This is a genomic window from Flavobacterium sp. N502540 (genome assembly GCF_025947365.1).
Classification (GTDB): Bacteria; Bacteroidota; Bacteroidia; order Flavobacteriales; family Flavobacteriaceae; genus Flavobacterium.
In genome coordinates this window covers 4,355,530-4,368,261 of sequence record NZ_CP110012.1, presented here as the reverse complement: position 1 = coordinate 4,368,261, position 12,732 = coordinate 4,355,530, and the positions used below count along the sequence as shown (strand labels likewise).

The 12,732-nt window shown below is 33.0% G+C and carries 10 protein-coding genes and 1 tRNA gene; 2 read left to right on the top strand and 9 right to left on the bottom strand.

The features are described 5' to 3' along the window. Positions 1-73 precede the first annotated feature (73 nt). Both kdpA and OLM58_RS18310 read right to left on the bottom strand, forming a co-directional pair. Positions 74-1,771 carry a potassium-transporting ATPase subunit KdpA gene (kdpA, locus tag OLM58_RS18315; protein WP_264530044.1) on the bottom strand — a complete coding sequence of 566 codons (1,698 nt, stop codon included), beginning with the start codon at positions 1,769-1,771 and terminating at the stop codon, positions 74-76. Positions 1,772-2,367: 596 nt separating this feature from the next. After that, complete coding sequence (locus OLM58_RS18310) at positions 2,368-3,555, bottom strand: PQQ-binding-like beta-propeller repeat protein (protein ID WP_264530043.1); 1,188 nt, start codon at positions 3,553-3,555, stop codon at positions 2,368-2,370. Between the two features lie 359 nt (positions 3,556-3,914). Here OLM58_RS18310 and OLM58_RS18305 point away from each other — a divergent pair, with 359 nt between their 5' ends. Then, entirely contained in the window at positions 3,915-4,970 is a 1,056-nt protein-coding gene (locus OLM58_RS18305) for a serine hydrolase domain-containing protein (protein ID WP_264530042.1), read from the top strand. A 25-nt stretch (positions 4,971-4,995) separates the two neighbouring features. Then, positions 4,996-5,835, top strand: coding sequence for an alpha/beta fold hydrolase (locus tag OLM58_RS18300; protein ID WP_264530041.1), 840 nt, complete (start codon positions 4,996-4,998; stop codon positions 5,833-5,835). Between the two features lie 71 nt (positions 5,836-5,906). Here the strand turns inward: OLM58_RS18300 and OLM58_RS18295 are convergent, their stop codons facing one another. The 7 genes from OLM58_RS18295 to OLM58_RS18265 all read right to left on the bottom strand — a co-directional run bounded on the left by OLM58_RS18295 (position 5,907) and on the right by OLM58_RS18265 (position 11,910). After that, positions 5,907-7,022 carry a nuclear transport factor 2 family protein gene (locus OLM58_RS18295; protein WP_264530040.1) on the bottom strand — a complete coding sequence of 372 codons (1,116 nt, stop codon included), beginning with the start codon at positions 7,020-7,022 and terminating at the stop codon, positions 5,907-5,909. A gap of 261 nt (positions 7,023-7,283) precedes the next feature. Further along, positions 7,284-7,988 carry a purine-nucleoside phosphorylase gene (gene deoD / locus OLM58_RS18290; protein WP_264530039.1) on the bottom strand — a complete coding sequence of 235 codons (705 nt, stop codon included), beginning with the start codon at positions 7,986-7,988 and terminating at the stop codon, positions 7,284-7,286. Between the two features lie 234 nt (positions 7,989-8,222). Beyond that, a tRNA-Val gene (locus tag OLM58_RS18285) sits at positions 8,223-8,300 on the bottom strand. A gap of 226 nt (positions 8,301-8,526) precedes the next feature. Then, positions 8,527-9,474, bottom strand: a complete 948-nt coding sequence (locus tag OLM58_RS18280; protein ID WP_264530038.1) for an NAD-dependent epimerase/dehydratase family protein — start codon at positions 9,472-9,474, stop codon at positions 8,527-8,529. Between the two features lie 74 nt (positions 9,475-9,548). Further along, positions 9,549-10,130, bottom strand: a complete 582-nt coding sequence (locus OLM58_RS18275) for a Crp/Fnr family transcriptional regulator (RefSeq protein ID WP_264530037.1) — start codon at positions 10,128-10,130, stop codon at positions 9,549-9,551. Positions 10,131-10,274: 144 nt separating this feature from the next. Then, positions 10,275-10,838, bottom strand: a complete 564-nt coding sequence (locus OLM58_RS18270) for an adenylate kinase family protein (RefSeq protein ID WP_264530036.1) — start codon at positions 10,836-10,838, stop codon at positions 10,275-10,277. A 25-nt stretch (positions 10,839-10,863) separates the two neighbouring features. Then, on the bottom strand, positions 10,864-11,910 hold the full coding sequence (locus OLM58_RS18265; RefSeq protein WP_264530035.1) for a hypothetical protein: 1,047 nt from the start codon (positions 11,908-11,910) through the stop codon (positions 10,864-10,866). Between the last annotated feature and the right edge of the window lie 822 nt (positions 11,911-12,732).

The following is a 12,732-nucleotide window of genomic DNA, read 5'->3' as shown; positions in this document are numbered from 1 at the left end:
ATTTTTCCATAAAAAAGTCGCCTTAAAATTATGTTTAAGACGACTTTTTTATAGAATTTAACTCCACAAATTCCTAAACCAAGAGCAAATGTTCCTGTACAGGTCCCAATGCAAAAACGATAAACATGGACATCACGGTCAAAATCATAATGACCATAAACAATAAGGTTCCAAAAATACCGGAATCAACCCTCAAGGTGCCCAGCGAAGGAGCTACGGCTTTTTTAGTACTTAAATATGCTATGATTAGAAATGCTCCAATCATCGGAATAAAGCGGCCTGCAAGCATCGTAACCGAAGTGGTTAAATTCCAGAAAGGAGTGTTATCCCCCAGCCCTTCAAACCCGCTTCCGTTCCCTGCCATCGAAGACACGAACTCGTAAACTATAGTGGTAAAACCGTGTGGTCCTGTGTTACTCAGCCACTCAACAGCATCGGGAACATTCAAATAAACATGAACTGCAATTGCGGAAAAAAGTAACGGAATCGCCAAAGCAGAAAGATTAACCAAAACCGCTACCTGAACTTCCTTAATCGAGATTTTCCTGCCAAACAACTCCGAAGTTCGTCCTACCATCAGCGAACCGATAAAAGTAGCTATAATCAGGTAAATAAACATATTAATCCATCCGGTACCCAGACCTCCAAAAAATGCATCTACCTGCATTCCTATAAACATCCCTATCGAAGACAACGGCATATAACTATCGTGCATACCTGTTATGGTACCAGCCGGAATTATCATATTAACCGCGCTATAAAATGATGAGTAATACGTTCCAAAACGTACCTCTTTACCTTCCATATTAGCTAGTGATGCGTCAATTCCCATTGCGCTGAGTTTTGGATTACCGGACATTTCACCACAGATTAAGGGAATACACGTTACAACAAACCCCATAAGCATCACTCCCAAAAGCATTCTTGAAAATTTTTTATTGTTGAGATACCGTCCTACGAAAATGATAAAAGACATCGGCAAAAGCCACACGATAATAGTATGAATGATGTAGGTGAAAAAGTTAGGATTTTCAAATGGATGCGCACAATTAGTTCCGAAAAAGCCGCCGCCGTTAGATCCTAATTCTTTAATCGGAAGAAAAGCTGCCACAGGTCCCGTTGACACTACTACTTCCCTGCCTTCGACCGAGGAAATTTTCTCAGGCTCGTCAAATGTCATTGGCACATCATTAAACAAAAAAAAAGTTGCCGTAATTATACTTAACGGCAACAGTATACGAGTAGATGACTTTACAAAATCGCTATAAAAATTCCCTAATCCTTGTATCGATTGAGCAGCAAGTCCTCTGACTATTGCTACACCAGCACAAAGACTTGTGGCCGCACTTAAAAACTGTAAAAGCATAAACACGCCTACCTGTGCAAAATAACTCGCTCCTGTCTCTCCTGAATAATGCTGCAAGTTAGTACTGGTCAAAAAACTAACGGTCGAATTTAACGCCAATGTCCACTCCATACTGTCGATACCGGCCGGGTTTAAAAATAGTTTTCCCTGGAGCAATAAAATAACAAATCCCCAGAGGAACCATATGAACTGTACAGATAACAATACTTTTAAATATGTTTTCCAATTCATTTGGAGCGTGAGGTCAATTTTACAAAACCGGTATATCAATCGGTCTAATGGATTAATGAAGTCTGTTATGCTTTTTTCATTTGCATATATTTTTTTCATTTCCCGGCCTACGATGACCGACAGCAAAATAACCGTAAGAAGAATACCAAGTGAAACTATTAATTGAGTTAACATATTTTTTTTAAGATTGAGGTTCTTTACAAAAGCACCAACAACTAGTCCATACGAACAATAAAAATGTTAACTCCTGATTTACAACCGAAAGCAAATATAAGAATCACTAATCCCTTATCATTTTGATACGATTACACTATCATTTTGATAGTATTTCCTTCCTACTTCTGAAAAATCTAAAGAAATAGGAAGCTAAAAATCAAATAATTAATTAGAAAATGCTTTTTACGGCACATCATTTGCGTAATAAACACAAAAAGTAACTGTGTTTACTTTTATTAAACTTAATTTCCAAAGCCATGAAAAGACATAAAAAAAATGCCGGTTACTTTAAAATTTTTAAACAAGCTACTAAAGAGCGTAGACAAAAAAACAAAATCATACTTACGATACAAGTTATTTTTATAACCATTATAACGATTATGGTGTATCAAAGAATTATGACATAGAAATGTATGGCAAAAAAACGAATCAGCTTACACAATATTCTTCAACTTCAGGCAAATAAGTTCGAAATAGTAATAATAAACAACTTATCACTCCCTGAATAAAGCGACACAGAATAAAACCTGAAGAAAACTGATGCGTTTTTTTGCTTATCGAATCAATTTTAAAAATGCACTATACACATCATCTTTAATTGAGGTTCGCAAATAGACTTCGTTTTCGTCTTTGGTTTTATATTCAAACTGAATCAAAGCCGCATCAGAATAATAAAAAAAGTAATCATCGCCCAAGAATTCAAGATTTGAAATAGGTCTCGTTGATAATTTGTATTCAAATGCAATTTCACCATTTGTAATGTCCAATTGAAAAAGCTTATTTTTACGAGTGTATCCCCAAATATTATCACTTTCTTCGACCATATACTCAACATTATCGGCTTTAAAATCCGTTTTCCAAATTTGAGTTCCTGCTTTTGAATCTACAGCGTATATCGAAGAAACTTCGGGTCCTTGTGCGGCGAAATAGACCTTCTTGTCTTTGCAAAAGATACGTTCCTTAATATTGTTCTGAGTTTCCTCTAATTTAAACTGCCACAAAACATCTAATTTATCAGGATTTAGAGCAAAAACTACATTTTTTTCATTTGCGGTAAATAGAGCCTCCCCATCCGTTACCAGTTTTCCACGCATGGCTTCCTCAAAGCTTTTTTGAACAAGAAGTTTTCCTGTATTCGCTTCAAAACTATAAACAGAAGTTCCACTTTGAATAAAAACTTTGTTATTAAATAAAAGAACCGGACTTTCATTATTTTCTGCATCCAGTTTATGATTCCATAGTAAACCGCCAGTTTTAATATCAAGCGCATAAATATTACCGTTTTGGGAGGTTACAAATAATTTTCCATCATTTATAACCGGAATCTGATTTTTTAGGATGATCTGATCCGTGCTATTCCCCAGTCTTGATTTCCAAAAAACAGCACCAGTCTGATTATCAATGGCAAAAATTTCTCCGTTAATAAAAGGAACATATACTACTCCGTCCTGCAATGTGATAGCATTTGCACACAACTCCGTAAAGGAATCTGTTGCTTTTACGGTCCAGTTAATTTTTTCGGACTCTAAATTGAAGGAAAAAAGAGAACCGTCGTAATCGTAAATCAATATCGACTCTTTATCCAATGCAACTTTCGCTAACGGTTTTAGCACTTTATGAGTAACTTTATCGCTAATATTGCCCGCAGCTTCCATTTTAACCGGTGCTGAAACGGTTGGTACCTGTCCAAACATATTGGTAACGGCACATGCAAATAAAAGAGTAATTATATTTTTTTTCATTTTTAGATTTGGGGTTAAATGAACTGATTTCTTTTTATCAAGACGAAATTGCGTTTTAAGTGATTCCATGCTTGATAAATGCCTAAAATTATTACGGTACTAATATAGAAACAATTTTCACTGCTAGATCAATATTCCAGAAATAACAGCTAAAAAAACTTCTTAAGGAATTAAGGATACTTTTATAGTTCTAACAAACCTGTATACAAGCCATTTCTCCCATGGTTTAAAGAAAATTTCAGCTAAACAATGACGAGAAATATTTTTAGTTTGTTTTCCAAATCAACCAAATCATTTACTCTAATAATTCTTACATTCGCTCAGGAAAAGTCAATTGATATCTACTAATAAACAATTTAATGAAACAAACTTTTACACTCTTCAGAATCCTCTTTTTAGTACTTTTTATAAGCTCCAACAATTACGCACAACAGAAAGACGACTTTTCTGCAAAAATTGACAGTCTAATACAAACAACAAATCCAAGAAACTTTAACGGAGTAATTATTATTAAACAAAACGGAAAAATAAAATATGCAAAAGCACATGGTTATTCTGATTTCAACAAGAAAACAGAACTGAAAATTTCTGATAAATTTTCAACAATGTCAATTGCCAAACAAATCACGGCTACACTTATCTTACAAGAAGTAGAAAAAGGAACAATCAATTTAGAAACCCCTATTCACAAATATTTACCGGAATTAAAATATTCGTGGGCAGATACCATCACTGTTAATCAATTGCTCAACAATACTTCGGGATTAAGCAGTGAAGATATAAACAAACCTCTTAAATTTACTCCGGGAGCTGCTTTTAATTACTCTAATATTGGTTACTACGTAGCAGGACAAGTTTTGGAAAAACAAAGTCATAAAAGTTTTGAAGAGTTAGTAACTGCTTTGTTTAAAAAATGCGGGATGACCAACAGTTACTACCCCAATGAGGCAAATAATACATTTTTAACAAAAGGGCACTCCATAAAAAAAGAGGGTAGTATTAAGCTGAACGAACAATTAAATTTTGATATTCATAATTATTTTGGCAGTCATTTAATTGTTTCGGTTCCTGACTTAGCAAAATGGAATGAATGTCTGCACTCAGGTCAACTATTAAAACCAACTACTTATAAAATGATGATTGCCTATTCAATCACCAATACACATCCGCTTTTCGGTGATAAACCAATTGGCTATGGTTATGGATTGCGAATAAATGATAAAACCAATATTATGGAAATCGGACATACCGGTTTTCATCCTAGTGAAGGATTTACAGCGGTCAATTTATACTATCCAAAATCCAAAACCAGCGTTATTGTTATGGAAAATCAAGCGTACGAAAATTTTAGTATTGCTTATTATTTTGAACAAGAAATTAGAAAAATCGTTAGAGAAACTAATCTGTTGAATTAAACCTCAAATTTATAAAAGCCGTATTATGCGCAAAAGAAACTCAAAACAAATTCTCACAATACTTTTTTTGACTTTAAGTCTAAACTTCTCTTTTGCACAAAGAAAAGAGTTTAGCGAAACTACCGTTGATAGTCTAACTTTCGTAAATAACCGAAAAGCACTGAACAGTCTGAATACCGATAGCTTCCTAAAAAGAATATTCACTAAAGAAAATATAAAAATCCCTTATAGACTTCTAACACCAAAGGATAATAGCGATCATCAAAAATACCCTTTGGTCATTACTTTCCACAACTCTACCCGAATTGGAAATGATAATGAAAACCAGCTTGAACCATTCGCGAAAATTTGGCTGAGACCTGAAATTTATACTAAATATCAATGTTATGTGATCGCACCACAATTCAGCGAGCGTTCTTCAAATTATGAAAAGAATAGTGATGGAATTCAAGTTTCAAAACCTTCTGCAACTGTTTTTGCCTTACTTGAATTAATTCAAAACATTGAAAAAGAATACCCAAACATCGATAAAAACAAGATTTACTTAATTGGATATTCTATGGGTGGATCGACTGCGCAAAATCTACTCAATATAGCTCCAAACCAATTTGCCGGTATGGTTTCCGTAGCAGCAGTTCCCGATTTTTCCAATCTTAAAAAATTAAATCAGAAGAACATCTGGCTTATTCATGGAAAAAAAGACGATGACAATCCATATATCGGAAGTGTTGAATTGTTTACAAAATTATCCTCCAACAAGAATTTGACTTTTACCACTTTGAATAATTTAAATCATAACAACATTGTGATTCCGTTTTTACTAACCGAAGAGATTCCAAAATGGTTGTTTGAAAAGCACAAGTAAATTGTATTTTGATGGATTTAGAACCTGATATTCTTTCCTTAAATGTCTGTGCTGACTGTTCTTAAATCTTCTTATTTGTTTTTCTCCATCCATTCAATGATTTTTAAAGCAACACCATTTGAGGATTGAAAATTTTGTCCAGTAACAATTCGACCGTCTTGTTCCACATAAGATTCATTTCTCTTTGAAAATTTAAAATCTCCACCTCTTTCTTCTATTGTCTTCTGAATTAAGAACGGAAAGTGTTTAAAATATTCGCCATCTTGTTTTTCGAAAGAGTCAGGATAACCGCTTATTCTTTTTCCATCCACTAAAAATTTACCATTTTTAGTTTTCAAATTAACAATACCGGCTGTTCCGTGACATACCGAAGAAATAATGCCATTATTATCTTCGTACACCTGCATAACAATACGTTGAATATCTAAACTTTCAGGAACATCATACATGGCACTTCCCCCGCCAATATAATGAACGGCTTTATAGTTTTTATAATCAATTTCTTTAGGGCTTACGGTATGTTTTATGGCGTACATAAAATCCTGATCGTATAAGTATTGCTTTTGTAAATTATCAGAGGTATTAATATAAGCCAAAGGAATACTGCCGCCCTTTGGGCTCACAAAATCGACAGTATAACCTGCACGAATAAAAGTATCATAAGCATTTACGATCTCAGCGAAACTGTTGCCTGTTGAAATGGTAGAATTTCCGTAATAATGTGCATTGGAAACAATAAATAAAATCCTTTTTCCAGATTTATTAGTTGCTTTACTGCTGGCCGCTTTGCTGATTATTTTCCATTCACCCTGAATTTTCTTCAGCAAAAACATATCCATAAATTCCTGTTTTTTTTCTGCAATGACAATTTCAGCCTTTGCAATAGCAATATCATTAAAAAATTCCAGAGAAATAACTCTGCCCACACGGCCGTTAAATTCACCTTTCTTGCCTTTTTGAAACCAGGTGACATATTCCGAAGCCGGAACGATCCATAAAGGTTTGTCTTTGTGACTTAAAAAAAGGCTGGCTTCAGAATAAAAAGCCTTACTAATACTGTCAGGCTGATTGTAAGATGTACCCTCAATATAGTTTTGAATGCAATTCTGAATTAAAGACTGTTCTGATTGCGAAAAAGACAAATTGGATACTAATGTAAATAAGATTGCAAGAAAGATTCTCTTCATAAACTTGGATTTTAATGGTTTTAAAATATTGCTCAAAACTATGCTGATTGTATTTTAAAACGTTCCGGATTTATAATAACGGACTCCAATTTTATACTTTTAGGAGTAGAAATGATTCTTTTTGGCAAATGACTTCAAAAAATGGGGCATAAAAAAACTCCTCAATTTCTTAAGGAGTTTCTTGATGGAAGATGATGAATTAAAACAAAACCTATATATTAATCTATTTCAATTCAATTCTTTTTATCTGTTTGAATCTTTCTAAGCTAACTGCAATGCGAATTCTATCATTTCTTTAAAAGAATTTTGTCTGTCATCTGCTGATAAAGCTTCCTTTTTAAGAATATGATCCGATACCGTTAAGATAGCCAAAGCCTTTTTTCTATATTTAGCAGCTATAGAATACAACGCAGCTGTTTCCATGTCAACTGCCAAAACGCCGTAGGTTTTCCAATTTAAAAAAGGATCGCCTAAATGGCTTTCAGTATAGAAAAAATCAGATGTCAATACTGACCCTGTATGCGCTTTTATCTTATTTTGCTCTGCAATTTCATAGGCCTTTTTTAATAATTCAAAATTCGCCGTTGGAGCAAAATCATTCCCATTAAATTTAAATTTATTCATTCCGGAATCCGTGCACGCACTCATGGCCAAAACAATATCCATCATATTGACATCATCCTGAATAGAACCACAAGATCCAACTCTTACCAATGTTTCTACACCATACTCTTCGATTAATTCTGTAATATAAATAGAAATGGATGGCATCCCCATACCTGTACCCTGTACACTAATTCTCTTACCATTGTAATAACCAGTATAACCTAACATTCCTCTAACCTCATTATAGCATATCACATCTGTTAAAAATGTTTCCGCTATAAGCTTCGCTCTTTTTGGATCACCAGGAAGTAAAACAAAATCTGCTATATCCCCTTTTTTTGCATTGTTATGTGCACTCATATTATTATTTCTTTTTGATTTATAATCTATATTTTTCTCCTCTAATTTAATTAATTCGCATACCAATACAAAGCATAATGCTGTAATCGCTTTTGATAAAAAAACAGAATGATATGAATAAGCTAATCCGGAGCAAGATCTTGCTTTCGCTTAAATCCTTTACAACACCTTCGTAGAGGTCCCATAAAACAAAAAACCTCCAAAATCATTAGATTTTGAAGGTATCTTAAAAAGTGGTGGGCGATGAGGGGTTCGAACCCCCGACCCCCTCGGTGTAAACGAGGTGCTCTGAACCAGCTGAGCTAATCGCCCTATTTTACTAGGTCGCTATCATTTCGTGATTGCGAGTGCAAATATACAGCTTGATTTTGTATTTGCAAGCCTTTTTCGAAAAAAAATCTTTTTTTTTAACTAATCACGCGTACAAGCCCTGTATTCAAAGTCAACAGATCTTTAAATATTCTTCAAAGAATAAAACTATTGAACTTTCCGGCCCTTTTATAAACTTTTGAAGACTCGGATATCTCAAGGTTTGCAACTATAATAAAACTCCATTATCATTTTTCTGTTCATTTATTATGCTTGCAACTCCTTCCTGATAAGTTGTAACCTTAAATTCTGGAAATGTTTTTTTAAATTTATCGGAAATAAAAATGTTATCGCACTTGTAGCGTGGCAACAATTCCTTTAATTCTTTTATTTGTTCACTGAACAGACTAACAAGTTGAAATACAAACATTTTTATAACAGAATAATTCAACTCTTTTTTAACTTCTTTTGAAGCAAGAATAACTAGTTCCTTATAAGTAAGCCTGTTGTCGTCACAAGGCAAATGCCAGGTTTGATTGTAAGCAGCCGGGGTATTCCCAATTAACGCCATTGCGCGACTAGCGTCAGGTGTATATATTAAAGTTCTTTTCGTGCTGTCATTAATTGGAACTTTTAATTTTTTGCCCTTCTTAATATTGTCAAAAATTAAAGTATTAGTAATGCTTTGCGTTTTTCCTGTCCCATAAAATTCCGGTGCTCGGCAAATAACCGCTTCAATATTTCCGTTATCCATTTCGTTCAACAATATTGTTGTAATTTCTGCTCTTAAGATTGATTTTTGTCCTATGGGATCAAATGGGCTTTCTTCTGTTTGCGGTTCGTCAGTCTTAGCATACATATAGGTATTATCAAAAAACACCAATTTCGTTTTATGTTTTTGGCAGGCAGTTATTACATTCTTCATCATAATAGGGAACTGCTCTTTCCACATTCTAGTGTTCATAGGTAAACCTACGGTAAAATACACTATTTTACTTCCTTCTATAGCCTTATCAGTTCTTTGTGGGTCTAACAAATTTGCCTGAAACAGCTCATCCGTCTCATTTATTTTTTTTGGATTCCTGCTTACCAAACGGATATCAGTAGTAAAATTCCTATGCAATTCTTTTGCTAATTCCTCCGCTATTTGCCCGTTTGCTCCAAGTATTGTTTGCATATTTTTTATCTGTAATTTTATTTTTTTTCAATACAAAGGAATGACTATTTAAAAATCCAAACAATGAACCCAAGTTAAGAAATTCGTTTGCGAATTCTACTCAAAGCCTGCGGTGTAATTCCAATACACGAAGCAATATATTTCAAAGGGATTTGTTGTATAAGCTTTGGTTGTTCATAGAATAAATTCAGATAACGTTGTTCGGCTGTTAGATTTAAAAGCGAAAGCTCACGTTTTTGTTTCTTTAAAAATAATTCTTCACTCGCTAACCTGCCAATAATATTACCAAATTCCGTTTCGTTGTATATAATTTGCAAATCACCGTATGTAAGTTGTAAAAGAGTACATTCGGTCAACGTCTCGATATTATAAGTTGATGGTGTTTGAGTTAAAAAAGAATCATAAGCACTAAGAAACCCGTTATCAAAGACAATATTAAAAGTCAAATCTTTTTCCTCATTCGGAATATAAAATCGGGCAATACCTTTTATAATAAAATTGAGATGATTTTCAGTTTCTCCTATTCTTGTAAGAATAGTTTTTTTTGAGAATTCTCGTTTAGTAAATCTTGAGGAAATAATTTCCCAATCTCTCTCACTTGGAACATATTCTCTCAATCGTGAATTATCTTTTAAGTATGCTTTCAATTGCTCCATTTGCTATTTTGTCTTTTGTTCAATATTTAATCAGTATAGGTTCAACAAAATCAAACTAAGTTATTGTAATTCAAATAGATTAATCTAACAAATGTCATACATTTATTTTACACTAATGCAAAAACAATCCATAGTCAATACCTTTTACAAACTATTTTTTATTCGCTCTGTTATTTCGTCAATTGCTCCTAGACCATCAAAAGTCAAAACTTTAATTTTAGACTTCATATATTCAATTGCAGGCCGGGTTAAAGTTTCAAAAACTTTAATTCTCTTCAGATGGATTTCAACATCTTTATCGTCTTTTCGATTAGACGTTTCGGCTCTTTTTTGTGCTCTTTTTAAAAGTTCTTCTTTTGGAACTTCTATATTAATTACCTTACCTATTTCCATATCCTTAGATGCAACGAGTTCCATCAAATCGTTAACCTGAGGTTCAGTTCTCGGATAACCATCCAAAATAATCCCTTTAGCTGAACTGTTTTCATCTAGAATTTTACTAAAAAGATCTTTCATAATGGAATCAGGCACTAAGTCTCCTTTTTCCTCATATTTAGACATTATTTTTCCGATCTCTGTTTTATTCTGTTTTTCCAGGCGACATCGATCTCCAGTTGAAATATGCTTAAACTTAAGTTCCTCTTTTAAAATTTCACATTGAGTACCTTTTCCTGAATATGGAGGCCCCATTATTACTAATATTTCCATTTATGTGGTGTTTTTATTCTTTTTATTATGACTCATCAATTGATTTTGGCATATCATCATAAGGATATTCATAACCATAATATTCCTCCCATTCTTTTTTCACAATGTCACCATAGATTACCTGACGAACTTCATAATCTTTTGTGTCCATTGTCCCCACGAATATTCTTTGATGCTCCGGTACTTCTTCATATGCAACTTTTAATTCATCTCTTAATCTCTTTGATGGATTTTCTTTGTATTCATCAAATATCCTGGCACATTTTGAAATACTATTCTCCTTTCCATTTAATTCGTTGAACTTATTCGTTAGTTCATTTATTTTGAACTTGATATCTACCCCACTCCCTGACATGATTTTAAAAGTACCCAAATTTAAGATCGTAACAACTTCACCAACCTTCGGTTCAGTTGTTAGTATTCCTTTCTTCGCCAACTCATCTAATTCTTCAAAATTCAAAATTTTCCTTATTGGCAAATTACACAACTCAATACTTCCACTTTGATATAATGACAGTTCAACTAAATAGGTCTTTGCATCATCACTTCTATAAAACAAATGAAATTTCGCTCCATATTTTTTTTCAGAAAAAAGTGAACTTGAATCCTCGAGATGATACGGTTTAGGATTTGGCATAAAGTGTTTAGAAACATTTACCTTTCCAATCATTTTTGAATTAACACCTTTATAATCATGTAAATTTTCAAGTGCTGGATTTAGTTGTTTTACCAACGAATAAACATAATTATATAAAGTTTCTTTAGTGTGTTTCCATTCTCCTTGTTCAATATTCCAACAACCTAAACTAAAAATAGAAATAGCTTCTCCATCAGGAATCGATGTAACAACCCAACCTTTATCAAGTTTACTTTTAAACATTTTTAAATCAACCATTTCCCAACAAGAAATAAGTCCATCACTATACACTTGTAAGTCGGTAAAGTGATACTGCCAATTGTGTATTATGCCAGGAATAGAAACCCCTTCAAAAACTTCTGTTCTTGATATAGTTGTCAGATCAGCCTGCTCTATCTTCCGATTAGATTTAAATAATTTATGGAACAATTTCATACATCACAAGGAGTAGTTTTTAAATAACGTATATTATATTTGGTATGGTAGAGTAATTTTCAAACAAAAAAGCTCGACTGAGCGAAAATAAAGATAAAAAAGATAATATTCCTACTATCATCATAATGTTTCAGAATATAAACTTCAATTGATTTATAGTTATTATACTTAAAAAGCTATTAATCTTTTATATCACTACAAAACTAAAATTTTTAAAAAATCAACAAAAGAACGATTCCTTTTTGAAAGCATAAAAAACATTAGAATTAGGCGTTAGTATGCGGACATAAAGTCCTTACATTCTTTCGATGATTTGCTCTTTAGGCTTAATTCTCATTCATTTCATCAATTCTTTGATGTCAAATTAATTGTAAATCCTGACAGTAATGCGTTTTCATTTATGTACGCTGATCCTTCGTTTATTAACTCGGATGCGAGAATATGATTACAATACGATTAGTGATAAATGGTACTTGTTCCTAAGGAATGCCGCTCGTGATCATGATATACAAGCTTTTTTACGTTGGAAAAATGTACCAGAATTGGAATTAAAGCCCAATTAAAGAATAAGATTTTAGAGTTTTGGAAGATACTATTAACTTTGTTTTTATTGAAAGAGTACTATTGCAAATTGCAATGGTACTTTTTTTGTTTATTATATCTAATATCTAGTCGTACAAATAAAATACTTAAATTCTTGTTAATTATTCCAGAAAATATTTTTATATTAGTAGTGATAAATTTCAGGCAAAAGCAAAGAAAATCAATAGATTGAGTCTGTTTGTTCTTGTTTCTAATTTGAATAAAATTAATATGTGTAAT

What these genes read in the sequence shown, in the direction of transcription:
- OLM58_RS18305 (WP_264530042.1), top strand. Translation starts at nt 3,915, where the DNA reads ATGAAACAAACTTTTACACTCTTCAGAATCCTCTTTTTAGTACTTTTT.
- OLM58_RS18265 (WP_264530035.1), bottom strand. Translation starts at nt 11,910, where the DNA reads ATGAAATTGTTCCATAAATTATTTAAATCTAATCGGAAGATAGAGCAG.
- OLM58_RS18295 (WP_264530040.1), bottom strand. Translation starts at nt 7,022, where the DNA reads ATGAAGAGAATCTTTCTTGCAATCTTATTTACATTAGTATCCAATTTG.
- kdpA (WP_264530044.1), bottom strand. Translation starts at nt 1,771, where the DNA reads ATGTTAACTCAATTAATAGTTTCACTTGGTATTCTTCTTACGGTTATT.
- OLM58_RS18300 (WP_264530041.1), top strand. Translation starts at nt 4,996, where the DNA reads ATGCGCAAAAGAAACTCAAAACAAATTCTCACAATACTTTTTTTGACT.
- deoD (WP_264530039.1), bottom strand. Translation starts at nt 7,988, where the DNA reads ATGAGTGCACATAACAATGCAAAAAAAGGGGATATAGCAGATTTTGTT.
- OLM58_RS18270 (WP_264530036.1), bottom strand. Translation starts at nt 10,838, where the DNA reads ATGGAAATATTAGTAATAATGGGGCCTCCATATTCAGGAAAAGGTACT.
- OLM58_RS18280 (WP_264530038.1), bottom strand. Translation starts at nt 9,474, where the DNA reads ATGCAAACAATACTTGGAGCAAACGGGCAAATAGCGGAGGAATTAGCA.
- OLM58_RS18275 (WP_264530037.1), bottom strand. Translation starts at nt 10,130, where the DNA reads ATGGAGCAATTGAAAGCATACTTAAAAGATAATTCACGATTGAGAGAA.
- OLM58_RS18310 (WP_264530043.1), bottom strand. Translation starts at nt 3,555, where the DNA reads ATGAAAAAAAATATAATTACTCTTTTATTTGCATGTGCCGTTACCAAT.